The sequence below is a fragment of the Mycobacterium terramassiliense genome (assembly GCF_900157385.1).
GTDB classification, from domain to species: domain Bacteria; phylum Actinomycetota; class Actinomycetes; order Mycobacteriales; family Mycobacteriaceae; genus Mycobacterium; species Mycobacterium terramassiliense.
Genome location: NZ_LT717700.1, coordinates 341,739 through 354,905 on the forward strand (window position 1 = coordinate 341,739; position 13,167 = coordinate 354,905).

Here is a 13,167-nt window from a genome sequence, read left to right on the forward strand (position 1 = left end):
CACGCCCGCGACGGGAAGGCTATTTCGTGGCGTTGTATTTGTTGATCGCGTCGTCCAGCCGCTGCAGCGCGGCGCCGTAGGCGGCGAAATCGCCCTTCTTTTGGGCGTCTTTCGCCGCGCCGATCGCCGCCTGGATGTCCTGCAGGGCGGCGGCCTTGGCCGCCGACAGCGTCACCGAGCCGTCCGGCGCCGGAGGAACCGCGGCCGGCGGCGGCCCCGGAGGCGCGGCGGGAGCCGGTGGGGCGCCGGGGCTGGGGGGGCCGCGCCGGGCTCGGTGGGCTGGATTCCGGTCGCCGTCGCGCCCGCGCCGGGCCCGAACAGCCCGTTGAGGGCGTCGCTCACGGTGGGGCCGTAGCCGATCTTGTCGTTGTACATCATCGCCACCCGGATCAGCCGCGGGTAGGACGACGCGGCGTCGCTGGCCCCCGGCGAGGCGTAGACGGGTTCGACGTAGAGCAGGCCGCCCTGGCCCACCGGCAGGGTGAGCAGGTTGCCCCACCGGATCCGGTTCTGGTTGTCACGCCCGATCACGCCGAGGTCCTGGGATACCGCCGGGTCGGTGGTGATGGCGTTGTTGGCCAGCTTCGGGCCGTTGACCTGACCCGGGATGGTGAGCACGGTGATCCTGCCGTACGTCGCCGGGTCCGAGCTGGCGCTGATGTAGGCCGCCAGGTAGTCGCGCTTGAACCTGTTCATCGCACTGATCAACTGGTATGAGGCCGAATTATCGTTCTTCGCAATGTTTTTCGCGACGATGTAATAGGGCGGCTGATAGCTGCTGGCGGTGGGGTTAGGGTCGAGCGGCACGTCCCAGAAATCGGAGGTGGAGAAGAACGTCACCGGGTCGTTGACGTGGTACTTGGCCAGCAGCATCCGCTGCACCTTGAACAGGTCCTCGGGGTAACGCAGGTGCTCGGCGAGCTCGGGGGTGATGTCGCTCTTGGGCTTGACGGTGCCGGGGAACACCTGCATCCACGCCTTCAGCACCGGATCCTGTTCGTCCTGCTGATACAGCGTGACGGTCCCGTCGTAGGCATCCACGGTGGCCTTCACCGAGTTACGGATGTAGGACACCTTCTTGTCGGGCGCCAGCCGGTTGAACGCCACCTCGGTGGAGTCGGCGGTGGCCGATTCCAGGGACGTCAACTCCGAGTACGGGTAGTTGTCCAAAGTGGTGTAGCCGTCGATGATCCACACCAGCCGCTTGTTGACGATCGCCGGGTACACGGCGCTGTCGGTCGTCAGCCACGGCGCCCCCGCCTCCCCCCGCCGCGCCGGATCGCGGTTGAACAGGATCTTGCTGTTGGAGCCGATCACGTTGGAGAACAAGAAGTTTCGCTCGGCGAACTTGGCGGCGAACACGCTGCGCGACAACCAGTCGCCGACCGGCACGCCCCCGAGCCCGGTGTAGGTGTAGTTCTTGGTTTCGGTGCTGGTCTCGTAGTCGTATTCGCGGTCGGTGCCGTTGCGCCCGACGATCGCGTAGTCGGCGGAGGTATTGGAGATGACCGGTCCGTAGTAGATGCGCGGCTGGTCCAGCGGCGCCGGCCCGTCGGACACGATGCTGCCGTTGGCGCCGACGACGTTGGCCAGGAATTCGGGATAGCCGCCGTTTTGGTTGGGGTCGTTGGCGATTCCGCGCACCGTGTTGGCCGGCGAGGCGATGAAGCCGTTCCCGTGGGTGTAGACGGTGTGGCGGTTGATCCAGTCCCGCTGGTTGTCGATCAGCCGGTCGGGGTTGAGTTCCCGGGCGGCCACGACATAGTCACGCAGCGCCCCGTTGCGGTCGAGGTAGCGGTCGATGGAGAGCTGGTCCGGGAAGTAGTAGAAGTTCTTGCCCTGCTGGAACTGGGTGAACGCCGGGCTGACGATCGTGGGATCCAGCAGCCGGATGTTGGAGGTGGTTGCCCGGTCGGCCGCGACCTGCTGCGCCGTGGCCTGCCCGTCGCCGGTGTAGTTGCGGTAGCTGACCTGGTCGGACGTCAGGCCGTAGGCCTGACGCGTCGCGGCGATGCTGCGGCTGATGTACTCGCTCTCCTTTTGTGCCGCATTGGGTCTGACGCTGATCTGCTCGACGATCAGCGGCCACCCGGCGCCCACGATCAACGACGACAGCAGCAACAGCACCAGCCCGATCGCCGGAATCCGCAAGTCGCGCAGGGTGATTGCGGAGAACACCGCGGCAGCGCAGATCACCGCGATCGCCATCAGGATCAGCTTCGCCGGCAGCACCGCGTTGATGTCGGTGTAGCCCGCACCGGTGAACGGCTTGCCGCCGCGGGTGTGCGACAGCAGCTCGTAGCGGTCCAGCCAATAGGCGAGGGCCTTGAGCAGCACCAGCAGCCCGACCAGGGTCACCAGCTGGATCCGCGCCGAGCGGCTCAGCGCCCCGGTGCGACCGGACAGCCGGATGCCGCCAAAGATGTAGTGCGACAGCACGTTCGCCAGCAAGGCCAGGAACACCGCGACGAACATGTAGCTGAGCAGGAGCCGGTAGAACGGCAGCTCGAACGCGTAGAAGCCGAGATCCTTGCCGAACTGCGGATCCCTGATGCCGAAGTTCCCGCCATGCAGGAAGAGCTGCACCCGCACCCAGTAGCTCTGCGCGATGATGCCGGCCAGCAGTCCCACGGCCACCGGGACACCGATGCCCACCACCCGCAGCCGCGCAACCACGACGGCGCGGTAGCGCGCCACGGGATCGTTGTTGTTGCTCGGCACGAACACGGGCCGGGTGCGGTAGGCCACGGCGAGCCCGGCGAACACGATGCCGCCGACCAGCAGGCCGGCGACCAGAAAGACCACGATGCGGGTGACCAGCACGGTGGTGAACACCGAGCGGTAGCCGAGCTCACCGAACCACAGCCAGTCGACGTAGGCGTCGATCAGCCGCGGGCCGGCGAGCAGCAAAACGATCACACCCAGTGCGATCAGGATCAGAATCCGGCTGCGCCGAGTCAGCTTCGGCATCCGTGCGGTGGGCCGCATCCCCACTGGCTACGCTCCCTGATCGTTATGGCTGGGCTCTGAAATTCCGGGATTTCTAGCTCACAACTGTACGCATCTCGCGCGGCCGCCCGGCCGGGCTAGCAACCGGGCGGCTGACCCCCCGACGTGATCGCGTGCAACGCATCCACCGCCTGGGTGAGGGTCTCCACCTTCACCAAGCGCAAGCCGGACGGATTGTCCGAGCTCGCCTCGTAGCAATTCTTGGCGGGCACCAGAAACACCGTGGCCCCGGCCGCGTGCGCGGCGACCATCTTGTGGGTGATGCCGCCGATCTGGCCCACCTTGCCGTCGATGGAGATGGTCCCGGTGCCCGCGATGAACTTGGAACCGGCCAAGTCGCCGGTGGTGAGCTTGTCGACGACCGCGAGGCTGAACATCAGCCCGGCCGACGGGCCGCCCACGTTGGCGAGGTTGAAGTCGACGGTGAACGGCGCCCAGGGCGCGTCGAGCACCGCCACGCCCATGAAGCCGTAGTCGCGGTCCTTGTTCGTTCCCAGCGTAATTTGCGCAACCCCGGCCGGCTCGTTCTTGCGGCGGTAGTCGATGGTCAAAACCTGGCCGGGCTTGGTGTTTTTCAGATATCCGGTGAACTGCTCGACGGTGGCCACCGGCGTGCCGTTGACCGCGTCGATGGCATCACCGGACTTCAGCTTGCCCGCCGACGGCCCGGGGTCGGTGACCGTCGCGACGGTCACCGCAGCCGGGTACTTGAGGTACCCCAGGGCGGCGTACTCGGCGCTGTCCTCCGACTGCTTGAAGTCGGCGTTGTTGGCCTTGTCGACCTCGTCCCGCGACTTGCCCGGCGGGTAGACGAGATCGCGGGGCACCAGCTGTTCCTGTCCTGACAGCCACAGCGTCAGCGCTTCGCCCAGGCTCAGCTCGTCGCGCTGGGACACCGTCGTCATGTTGAGGTGTCCGGTCGTCGGGTGCGTCACGGTGCCCTCGATCGCGACGACCTGCTTGCCGTCGACCTCACCGAGCGTGTCGAACGTCGGACCCGGCCCCAGCGACACGAACGGCACCGTCACCACCGCGAGCAGCACGCCGAAAACGACGATCGGCACGAGTGCGACGAGCAAGGTCAGGATCCGCCTGTTCACGCCGCTTACCCTAACCAAACCCCGGCCGGCCCCGTTCAGCTACGAGCGTGACCCGAGATCGCGCGCCGCATTCCACCGGTGAGTACCGTTAGCGATATGCCTGACGTGCCTTTCGGCTTCTCCTCCGGCGAGGACCCGGAGCACGAGAAGCACGGGAAGAAGGATCCCGATTCCGGCTCGGGGGCGTCCGACCCGTTGGGCGCCTTCGGCCTGAGCGGGGATTTCGGCATGGGCGACCTGGGCCAGATCTTCACCCAGCTGGGCCAGATGTTCAGCAGCGCGGGCAGCGTCGCGACCGGGGGCAAGGCGTCGGGACCGGTCAACTACGAGCTGGCCCGGCGGGTGGCGTCCAGCTCGATCGGGTTCGTCGCACCCATCCCCGCATCGATGACCAAGGCGATCGCCGATGCGGTCCACCTCGCCGAGACCTGGCTGGACGGCGCCACGGCGCTGCCCGCGGGCACGTCGAAGGCGGTGGGCTGGAGCCCCACCGACTGGGTCGACAACACGCTTCAGACCTGGAAGCGGCTCTGCGATCCGATGGCCGAGCAGATCGCCACGGTGTGGGCGTCGTCGTTGCCGGACGAGGCCAAGAGCATGGCGGGTCCGCTGTTGGCGATGATGTCGCAGATGGGCGGCATGGCCTTCGGCTCGCAGCTGGGCCAGGCGCTGGGCCGGCTGTCGCGTGAGGTGTTGACCTCGACCGACATCGGGCTGCCGCTCGGCCCCAAGGGGATCGCCGCGATACTGCCCGACGCGCTCGAATCGTTCGCCGCCGGACTCGAGCAGCCGCGCAGCGAGATCCTGACCTTCCTGGCCGCGCGCGAGGCCGCGCACCACCGGCTGTTCGGCCACGTGCCGTGGCTGTCCAGTCAGTTGCTGGGGGCGGTCGAGGCCTACGCCCGGGGCATGAAGATCGACATGAGCGGGATCGAGGAGCTGGCGCGCGACTTCAATCCGGCGTCGCTGTCGGATCCGGCGGCCATCGAGAGCCTGCTCGGCCAGGGCGTTTTCGAGCCGAAGGCCACCCCGGAGCAGCAGCAGGCGCTGGAGCGGCTCGAGACCCTGCTGGCCTTGATCGAGGGCTGGGTGCAGGTGGTGGTCACGGCCGCCCTCGGCGATCGGATCCCGGGCACGGCCGCGCTGAGCGAGACGCTGCGCCGGCGCCGGGCCAGCGGCGGCCCGGCCGAGCAGACGTTCGCGACGCTGGTCGGTCTCGAGCTGCGGCCGCGCAAGCTGCGGGAGGCCGCCGCGCTGTGGGAGCGGCTGACCGAGGCCGCCGGCGTCGACGCCCGCGATGCCGTCTGGCAGCACCCGGACCTGCTGCCCGGCGCGGAGGATCTCGACGAGCCGGCCGGGTTCATCGACCGCATCATCGGCGGGGACACCAGCGGCATCGACGAGGCCATCGCCAAATTGGAAGAAGGCCCCGGCGCCGATGAGCCGGGCGGCGGTGCCGGCGACAACTGATCGGGTCGCGGCCGTTTGCCGACGGTGCTACGTTGCAGGCCAATCGATCGTCGGACCGACTCTTTGCGAGCGAACATGATCAGGATCGCCACCGGGGTGCGCGCTGCCCTGGCGGTGGCTTGTATCGGTGTGGCCGGCGTTGCGTCGGTGTCGGCGTGCGGCCCGGCGCCACCGTCCCCGCGTGCGGGGATGCCACCGGCTACCTCCGCCAGCACGTACGGCAACCCGCCGGCGACGGCACGGACGAGTGCCGACGGCGTGTACGGCGACCCGGATGCGGCGGCCAGATACTGGGTGCAGCAGTCGCTGGAGGACACCTGTGGGCTGGCTTCCGTGGCCGATGTGGTCGGCGAGGTCACCGGCAACGCCCCGACGGAGAAGCAGATCATCAAGCTGGCCCAGAACACACCCTCGGTGATCCGCGACGGCCCGATCTACCTTCCCACCGGTGACCCGGGCCACGAAACCGACGCCGGCGGCATCGACATGGCCGACACGGTCGTGTTGCTCGAGCACTACGGCATCAAGTCGCGCATGGTCTACGACACCCAACCCGACCAGACGGGGCTGCCGGCGCTGGAGCAGTACCTCGGCGCCGGCCGCAAGGTCATCGCGTGGGTCAACGGCGGAACCATTTTGAACAGCGACGACCAGCGCACCACGCCCGATCACCTGCTCGTGGTCACCGGGGTCGACACCGACAACGAGACCGTCCACCTCAACGACCCCTACGCCGACCACGCCAACACGAAGGTCAGCATCAAACGTTTCATGACCGCCTGGAAGGTCGGGCAGAAATCGATCGTCGTGACCTCGTGACGGTGCGACGGCGGCGCTGTGGATAACTGAGCGCGGCGCGCGCCGTCGGCGTGGCACAGTCGCAACCCATGGCCCAGGCCACGTCCAAGTCGGTGCTTTCGCTGTACGCGCTCGACCCGGCGATGCCGGTGCTGCTGCGGCCGGACGGCACCGTGCAGGTCGGCTGGGATCCGCGGCGCGCCGTGCTGGTCCGTCCGCCGCGCGGCCTGGCCGCGGCCGACGTCGCCGCCCTGCTGCGGTCCATGCGCTCGCCCACGCCCCTCTGCGAGTTGCGGCGGCACGCGGTCGGCCGCGGCTTGCGGGACGCCCAGGGCCTGGCCAACCTCGTCGCGCAACTGGTCGGCGCCGGCGTGGCGACCGAATGCCGGCGGCCCCGCGGGCGGGCGGCGTCGATCCGGATCCACGGCCGGGGCCCGCTGTCCGAGCTGCTCGTGGAGGCGCTGCGCTGTTCGGGGGCCCGCATCGCGCACAGCAGCCAGCCGCACGCCGCCGTGTCGCCCGACGCGGTGGACCTGGTGGTGCTGTCCGATTACCTGGTCGCCGACCCGCGCATGGTGCGCGACCTGCACGGCCGGGGCGTGCCGCACCTCCCGGTCCGGGTGCGCGACGGCACCGGCCTGGTCGGCCCGCTGGTCATCCCCGGCGTGACCAGCTGCCTGGGCTGCGCCGACCTGCACCGCAGCGACCGCGACGCCTCGTGGCCGGCGATCGCCGCCCAGCTGCGCGACACCGTCGGGGTGGCCGACCGGGCCACGCTGCTCGCGACGGCGGCGCTGGCGCTCAGCCAGGTGAACCGGGTGATCGCGGCGGTGCGCGGGCAGCAGCCCGTGCCCGATCCCGCGCCGCCGCCGGCGCTGAACGCCACGCTGGAGTTCGACCTCAACGCGGGCTCGATCGTCGCGCGCCAATGGACGAAGCACCCGCTGTGCCCGTGCTGAGCCCCGGCGCTACCCGAGCCGTCCCTGTTCCGGGACGCACGTCGAGACCGACGCGTACGCCTTGGCGAGTTCCTCCAATATCTCCGCGGTCAGGGTGCCGTCCTTGCGGTTCTTGTCCAGCGTTTCGATGATCGCCCTGAACAGGGCTTCGGCGGTGTCGTGCTGCGCTTGCTTTGCTGCCATGGCTTTCTCCTGTACCACCCTCGCGAACCGTGTTTCATGCCAGGGACAACCTATGGCCGGATCGACCGCGCGGTGCGCCGAGCGTCATGGATGATGGATGTGTGTCAGACATCAAACGCGGCCGTGCTGCGCGAAACGCGAAGCTGGCCAGCATTCCCGTCGGCTTCGCCGGTCGGGCGGCGCTCGGCTTCGGCAAACGGTTGACGGGCAAGTCGCGCGACGAAGTCCAGGCCGAGATGCTGGAGAAGGCCGCCAACCAGTTGTTCACCGTGCTCGGTGAGCTCAAGGGCGGGGCGATGAAGGTCGGCCAGGCACTGTCGGTGATGGAGGCCGCCATCCCCGAGGACTACGGCGAGCCCTACCGCGAGGCGTTGACCAAGCTGCAGAAGGACGCCCCGCCGCTGCCCGCGGCCAAGGTGCACCGCGTGCTCGACGCCCAGCTGGGCACCAAGTGGCGGGAGCGGTTCAGCTCGTTCGACGACACCCCGGTGGCCTCGGCCAGCATCGGCCAGGTGCACAAGGCGGTGTGGGCCGACGGCCGCGAGGTGGCCGTGAAGATCCAGTACCCGGGCGCCGACGAGGCGCTGCGCGCCGACCTCAAGACCATGCAGCGCATGGTCGGCGTGCTCAAGCAGCTCTCGCCGGGCGCCGACGTCCAGGGCGTGGTCGACGAATTGGTTCAGCGCACCGAGATGGAACTGGACTACCGGCTGGAGGCCGACAACCAGCGCAAGTTCGCCAAGGCGTATCACGACAGCCCGCACTTCCTGGTGCCCCACGTCGTGGCCAGCGCGCCCAAGGTGGTGGTCCAGGAGTGGATCGAGGGGATCCACATGGCGGAGATCATCCGCAACGGAACCACCGAGCAGCGCGACCTGATCGGCACCCGCCTGCTCGAGCTCACCTTCGACGCGCCCCGCCGGCTGGAAATGCTGCACGGCGACGCCCACCCGGGGAACTTCATGCTGATGCCCGACGGGCGGATGGGCGTCATCGACTTCGGTGCCGTCGCGCCGCTGCCCGGCGGCTATCCCGTCGAGCTGGGCATGACGATCCGGTTGGCCCGCGACAAGAACTACGACCTGCTGTTGCCGACGATGGAGAAGGTCGGCTTCATCCAGAAGGGCCAGCAGGTCTCGGTGCGCGACATCGACGAGATGCTGCGCCAGTACGTCGAGCCCATCGAGGTCGACGTCTTCCACTACACCCGCAAGTGGCTGCAGAAGATGACCGTGGTGCAGATCGACCGCTCGGTCTCGCAGATCAAGACGGCCCGGCAGATGGACCTGCCGCCCAAGCTGGCGATACCGATGCGCGTCATCGCTTCGGTGGCCGCGATCCTGTGCCAGCTGGACGCGCACGTGCCGATCAAGGCGCTGTCGGAGGAACTGATCCCCGGCTTCGCCGAGCCCGACACCGCCGCCGTCTAGGCGGCTCTGGCGCCGCGAGGCGGCTCTGGCGCCGTCTAGGCGGCTCTGTCGCTGCGAGGCGGCTCTGGCGCCGCGAGGGTGCAACTACCGACGGTCGCTCTCGGGAAACGCGTCGGCAGTTGCACTTTCGCGGTGGAGTGTTCTTTCTAGGCGGCGACGACGTCCTTGCGGGGGCGCCCACGCGGGCGCTTGCGGGTCACGATCGAGCCGCGCTCGAAAATTTCGCCGCCCCACACGCCCCACGGCTCGGCCCGTTCCAGCGCCGCGGCCAGGCACTGCCGGCGCACCGGGCAGGCCGCGCACAGCGTCTTGGCGCGCTCGAGGTCGGCCGGGGCCTCGGCGAACCACAGGTCGGGATCGTCGACGTGACAAGGCAACTCCAGCGGCGTCGGTCTTCGGACGGGCAATGCCGACATGTCCTGCTCACCTGCTTCCTGGTCGGGTGGTTGTCCTTCGTGATCCGGACCAGGTTGGGCGGCGCTCGACCCAAATAACTGTGGCCACGGATCCTGCTGACTTCGGGTCCGTGGCCATCTTCAAGGGGGGCTAGCTAGGTATGGCCCCAATCCACGGACGCGTCGGTCGCGGCGGCGATACGGTGCTTGACCGCTGCCGCCGGCGCGGCGGCGTGGGCGGCACGGGAGGTAGCCTCGGACCGGCCTTCAGCGAGCACCGCGGCCGCCACGCCTACACCGAACGCGTTGGTGATCATCGTGGCGACCCTCCTCTCAGCTGGCAGCAATGTGCGGTTTCGAGGGTAAAGGGTAGCGGCCGGTCCCGACAACCGATTTTCTGACCTGCGATTTCCCTCAGCGGGCCGCGCGGACCAGCTCCAGCACGTCGGGCCCGTACTGTTCGAGCTTGCGCGCGCCGATACCCGGGATCGCGATCAGCGCCGATTCGTCGCCGGGCAGCAGCTCGGCGATCGCGATCAGGGTGTTGTCGCTGAAGACGACGTAGGCGGGCACCTTCTGCTCCTTGGCCACGTCGAGGCGCCAGGCCTTGAGCCGCAGCAACAACTCCTCGTCGATGTCGGCCGCACACGTCTCGCACCGCCGCAGCATGATGGCCGCCGGGGTGGTCAGGTTGTTGTTGCAGATCCGGCAGCGCGTGGCGGCGCCCCGGGCGCGCCGGGACTTGGCCGGCGCGGCGTCGGCGCGGGCCTGCGGCGCGATGCCGTTGAGGAACCGCGACGGCTTGCGGCTCTGCCGCCCGCCCGGGCTGCGGGCCAGCGCCCAGCTGAGCGCCAAATGGACTCGCGCCCTGGTGATTCCGACGTAGAGCAGCCGGCGCTCCTCCTCGACGGCCTCGCTTTCGGGGCCGTGCGCCAGCGCGTGCGAGATGGGCAGCGTGCCGTCGGCCAATCCGACCAGGAACACCGCGTCCCACTCGAGTCCCTTGGCGGCGTGCAGCGAGGCCAGCGTGACGCCCTGCACGACGGGTGGGTGCCGCGCGTCGGCGCGCAGGCGCAGCTCGGCCACCAGGCCGGGCAGGTCGAGCCGCGGGCGCTGCGCGACTTCGTCGTCGACCAGCTCGGCCAGCCCCGCCAGCGCCTCCCAGCGATCCCGGGCCCGGGTGCCGGTCGGTTCCTCGGCCGTCAGCCCCAGGGGCTCCAGCACCGCGCGGACGACCTCGGATAGCGGGCCCTCGGCTCCCCGGGCCGCCGCGCGCTGCAGCGCCAGCAGCGCCTGCTTGATCTCCTGGCGGTTGAAAAACCCCTCCCCGCCGCGGATCTGGTAGGTGATGCCGGCCTCGGTCAGGGCCTCCTCGTAGACCTCGGATTGCGCGTTGACCCGGTAGAGCACCGCGATCTCCGACGGCGGCGTGCCGGATTCGATCAGCCGGCCGATCGATGCCGCGACCGCGGCGGCCTCGGCGGTTTCGTCGGTGTGCTCGTGAAACGAGGGCACCGGGCCCGGTGCGCGCTGCCCCGACAGCTGCAGCTTGCTGCCGGCGACCCGGCCGCGCGCCGCGGCGATCACCTGGTTGGCCAGCGACACCACCTGGGGGGTGGACCGGTAGTCGCGTTCCAGGCGCACCACCGTGGCGTCCGGGAACCGCCGCGAGAAGTCGAGCAGGAACCGCGGCGTGGCCCCGGTGAACGAGTAGATGGTCTGGTTGGCGTCGCCGACGACGGTGAGGTCGTCGCGACCGCCGAGCCAGGCGTCGAGCACGCGCTGCTGCAGCGGGGTGACGTCCTGGTACTCGTCGACGACAAAGCAGCGGTACCGGTCACGGAACTCTTCGGCCACGGCGGCGTCGTTCTCGATCGCGGCCGCGGTGTGCAGCAGCAGGTCGTCGAAGTCCAGCAGCGCCATCGACTCGTCGCGCACCTTGAGGGCCTCGTAGGCGGAGTAGACGGCCGCGATCTGCTTGGCGTCCATCGGGGCATCGCGGCCGACGTCGGCCACCGCCGACGGATACTCCTCGGGGCCGATGAGCGAGGCCTTGGCCCACTCGATCTCGCCGGCCAGGTCGCGCACGTCGTCGGTGCTGACATTGAGCCGGCAGCGGCTGGCGGCCCTCGCCACGACCGGGAACTTGCTGTCGAGCAGCTGCCAGCCGGTGTCCCCGACCACGCGCGGCCAGAAGTAACGGAGCTGGCGGTGCGCGGCCGCGTGGAAGGTCAGGGCCTGCACGGCGCCCACCCCCGAGCCGGCGTGGGCGCCATGGGCGAGCGCACGCAACCTGGCGCGCATCTCCCCCGCCGCCCGCTGGGTGAAGGTGACCGCCAGCACCTGACCGGCCGCCACGTGTCCACCCGCGACCAGCTGGGCGATGCGGTGCGTGATGGTCCGGGTCTTCCCCGTCCCGGCGCCCGCGAGCACGCAAACCGGCCCCCGGGGAGCCAACACGGCCTCGCGCTGCTCGTCGTCCAGCTCGGCGGTCAGTGCGTCGGCGACCATCGGCATGGGCTTCATCTTGGCTTCCATGAAAGCAGGAGTCGCCGACAAACACGCCGCGGCGCGTGCGTGACTTGCGTTGCTCGCGGAATTGCCCGTCGCTGCGCTACGTTGAGCGGGCTATGTCCAACGCTCCGGTCACGGTTTACTCGACGTCCTGGTGTGGCTTCTGCCACCGGCTCAAGACGGCACTCAAGTCCGACGGGATCTCCTATGACGAGGTCGACATCGAGCACGACCCCGCGGCGGCGGAGTTCGTCGGTTCGGTCAACGGCGGCAACCGGACGGTCCCGACGGTCAAGTTCGCGGACGGATCCACGCTGACCAACCCCAGCGCGGCTCAGGTCAAGGCGAAGCTGGCCGAAGTCGGCTAGCCCGTTCAGTCCAGCCCGGCCCAGGACTCGATGATCACGCGCGCGATCGAAATCGAGCCGGGCAGCAGGAGTTTCGACTCGCCGGATTCCGACGCGCTGCCCCAGTCGCCGGCCGCGAGGGCGGCGCGCACCTCGTCGCGGGTGAACCATTGCGCCTCGGCGATCTCGCCGTCGTTGAACGAGAACTCCTCGTCCGGGTCGCCCACGGCGTGGAAGCCGACCATCAGCGAGCGCGGAAACGGCCAGGGCTGGCTGCCCAGATAGCGCACGTCGCGCACGGTCAGGCCGATTTCCTCGCGGATCTCCCGCGCGACGCACACTTCGAACGACTCGCCGGCCTCCACGAACCCGGCCAGCAGGGAGAACATCCGCTCCGGCCACACGGCCTGGCGGGCCAGCACCGCGCGGTCGCCGCCGTCGTGGACGAGGCAGATCACCGCCGGGTCGATGCGCGGGAACTCCTCGTGACCGGTGACCGGGTTCACCCGCGACCAGCCGCCCCTGGCCGGCCGTGTCGGCGAGCCGTCCGCCGCGCTGAAGCGGGCGCTGTCATGCCAATTCAGCAGCGCGAGGGCCGAGGACACCAGTTGGCTGCTGGTGTCGTCGAAGATGCGGCCGAGGCTGCGCAGGTTCACCACCTCGGCCGCCACGTCGGGATCCTCGGGCGCCTGCAGCGCGCCGCGGACGGCCCACACGTGGCGGCCGCCCTCGATGCGGCCCAGGAACACCGCTTCCGGCGGCGGCTTGTCGCCCAGTGCCGCCGCGTTCCCCAGCAGCACCCGGCCGTCGGCGACCAGCACCTGGTTGCGCGAATCCACGCTCAACAGCGCCGCGTCCGCCCAGCCCGCGGCCGCCGCCTCGACGTCGGTGCGCAGTTGGTCGGCCCGGTCGGCGCCGACGCGCGAGAGCAGCGGAACGCTCTGTAGCTGGAAGTCCACGCG

Annotated in this window: 11 protein-coding genes and 1 pseudogene; 5 read left to right on the forward strand and 7 right to left on the reverse strand. The window is 69.6% G+C overall.

Annotated features, from left to right (window positions below):
- Positions 1 to 19 precede the first annotated feature (19 nt).
- Positions 20 to 2,994, reverse strand: a pseudogene (locus tag MTAB308_RS09680) (UPF0182 family protein).
- Between the two features lie 92 nt (positions 2,995 to 3,086).
- Positions 3,087 to 4,109, reverse strand: a complete 1,023-nt coding sequence (locus MTAB308_RS09685) for a YlbL family protein (RefSeq protein ID WP_077099256.1) — start codon at positions 4,107 to 4,109, stop codon at positions 3,087 to 3,089.
- A 96-nt stretch (positions 4,110 to 4,205) separates the two neighbouring features.
- Between MTAB308_RS09685 and MTAB308_RS09690 the strand changes: the two genes are divergently transcribed.
- The 3 genes from MTAB308_RS09690 (at position 4,206) to MTAB308_RS09700 (ending at position 7,336) form a co-directional block, all read left to right on the forward strand.
- Entirely contained in the window at positions 4,206 to 5,579 is a 1,374-nt protein-coding gene (locus MTAB308_RS09690) for a zinc-dependent metalloprotease (RefSeq protein WP_077099257.1), read from the forward strand.
- Between the two features lie 75 nt (positions 5,580 to 5,654).
- On the forward strand, positions 5,655 to 6,398 hold the full coding sequence (locus MTAB308_RS09695) for a C39 family peptidase (RefSeq protein WP_077099258.1): 744 nt from the start codon (positions 5,655 to 5,657) through the stop codon (positions 6,396 to 6,398).
- A 68-nt stretch (positions 6,399 to 6,466) separates the two neighbouring features.
- Positions 6,467 to 7,336 (forward strand): cyclodehydratase, encoded by an 870-nt coding sequence (locus MTAB308_RS09700; RefSeq protein WP_077099259.1) that lies wholly within the window; start codon positions 6,467 to 6,469, stop codon positions 7,334 to 7,336.
- Between the two features lie 9 nt (positions 7,337 to 7,345).
- Here MTAB308_RS09700 and MTAB308_RS29245 read toward each other — a convergent pair whose 3' ends face one another.
- Positions 7,346 to 7,519: a hypothetical protein gene (locus MTAB308_RS29245; RefSeq protein WP_173842145.1), complete on the reverse strand. Its 174-nt coding sequence runs from the start codon at positions 7,517 to 7,519 to the stop codon at positions 7,346 to 7,348.
- Between the two features lie 86 nt (positions 7,520 to 7,605).
- Between MTAB308_RS29245 and MTAB308_RS09705 the strand changes: the two genes are divergently transcribed.
- Entirely contained in the window at positions 7,606 to 8,949 is a 1,344-nt protein-coding gene (locus MTAB308_RS09705) for a macrolide-binding ATPase MABP-1 (RefSeq protein ID WP_077099260.1), read from the forward strand.
- Between the two features lie 146 nt (positions 8,950 to 9,095).
- On the opposite strand, the gene MTAB308_RS09710 is transcribed toward MTAB308_RS09705, so the two are convergent.
- The 3 genes from MTAB308_RS09710 to MTAB308_RS09715 form a co-directional block, all read right to left on the reverse strand.
- On the reverse strand, positions 9,096 to 9,365 hold the full coding sequence (locus MTAB308_RS09710) for a WhiB family transcriptional regulator (protein WP_077099261.1): 270 nt from the start codon (positions 9,363 to 9,365) through the stop codon (positions 9,096 to 9,098).
- A gap of 134 nt (positions 9,366 to 9,499) precedes the next feature.
- Positions 9,500 to 9,661, reverse strand: a complete 162-nt coding sequence (locus MTAB308_RS29250; protein WP_173842146.1) for a hypothetical protein — start codon at positions 9,659 to 9,661, stop codon at positions 9,500 to 9,502.
- 97 nt (positions 9,662 to 9,758) lie between these two features.
- Complete coding sequence (locus MTAB308_RS09715) at positions 9,759 to 11,861, reverse strand: ATP-dependent DNA helicase UvrD2 (protein WP_173842177.1); 2,103 nt, start codon at positions 11,859 to 11,861, stop codon at positions 9,759 to 9,761.
- 113 nt (positions 11,862 to 11,974) lie between these two features.
- Here MTAB308_RS09715 and mrx1 point away from each other — a divergent pair, with 113 nt between their 5' ends.
- Positions 11,975 to 12,226 carry a mycoredoxin Mrx1 gene (gene mrx1, locus MTAB308_RS09720; RefSeq protein WP_077099262.1) on the forward strand — a complete coding sequence of 84 codons (252 nt, stop codon included), beginning with the start codon at positions 11,975 to 11,977 and terminating at the stop codon, positions 12,224 to 12,226.
- A gap of 5 nt (positions 12,227 to 12,231) precedes the next feature.
- Here the strand turns inward: mrx1 and nudC are convergent, their stop codons facing one another.
- Positions 12,232 to 13,164 (reverse strand): NAD(+) diphosphatase, encoded by a 933-nt coding sequence (gene nudC / locus MTAB308_RS09725; RefSeq protein WP_077099263.1) that lies wholly within the window; start codon positions 13,162 to 13,164, stop codon positions 12,232 to 12,234.
- Positions 13,165 to 13,167 lie beyond the last annotated feature (3 nt).

What these genes read in the sequence shown, in the direction of transcription:
- MTAB308_RS09695 (WP_077099258.1), top strand. Translation starts at nt 5,655, where the DNA reads ATGATCAGGATCGCCACCGGGGTGCGCGCTGCCCTGGCGGTGGCTTGT.
- MTAB308_RS09715 (WP_173842177.1), bottom strand. Translation starts at nt 11,861, where the DNA reads ATGCCGATGGTCGCCGACGCACTGACCGCCGAGCTGGACGACGAGCAG.
- MTAB308_RS09700 (WP_077099259.1), top strand. Translation starts at nt 6,467, where the DNA reads ATGGCCCAGGCCACGTCCAAGTCGGTGCTTTCGCTGTACGCGCTCGAC.
- MTAB308_RS29245 (WP_173842145.1), bottom strand. Translation starts at nt 7,519, where the DNA reads ATGGCAGCAAAGCAAGCGCAGCACGACACCGCCGAAGCCCTGTTCAGG.
- MTAB308_RS29250 (WP_173842146.1), bottom strand. Translation starts at nt 9,661, where the DNA reads ATGATCACCAACGCGTTCGGTGTAGGCGTGGCGGCCGCGGTGCTCGCT.
- MTAB308_RS09690 (WP_077099257.1), top strand. Translation starts at nt 4,206, where the DNA reads ATGCCTGACGTGCCTTTCGGCTTCTCCTCCGGCGAGGACCCGGAGCAC.
- MTAB308_RS09705 (WP_077099260.1), top strand. Translation starts at nt 7,606, where the DNA reads ATGGATGATGGATGTGTGTCAGACATCAAACGCGGCCGTGCTGCGCGA.
- MTAB308_RS09710 (WP_077099261.1), bottom strand. Translation starts at nt 9,365, where the DNA reads ATGTCGGCATTGCCCGTCCGAAGACCGACGCCGCTGGAGTTGCCTTGT.
- mrx1 (WP_077099262.1), top strand. Translation starts at nt 11,975, where the DNA reads ATGTCCAACGCTCCGGTCACGGTTTACTCGACGTCCTGGTGTGGCTTC.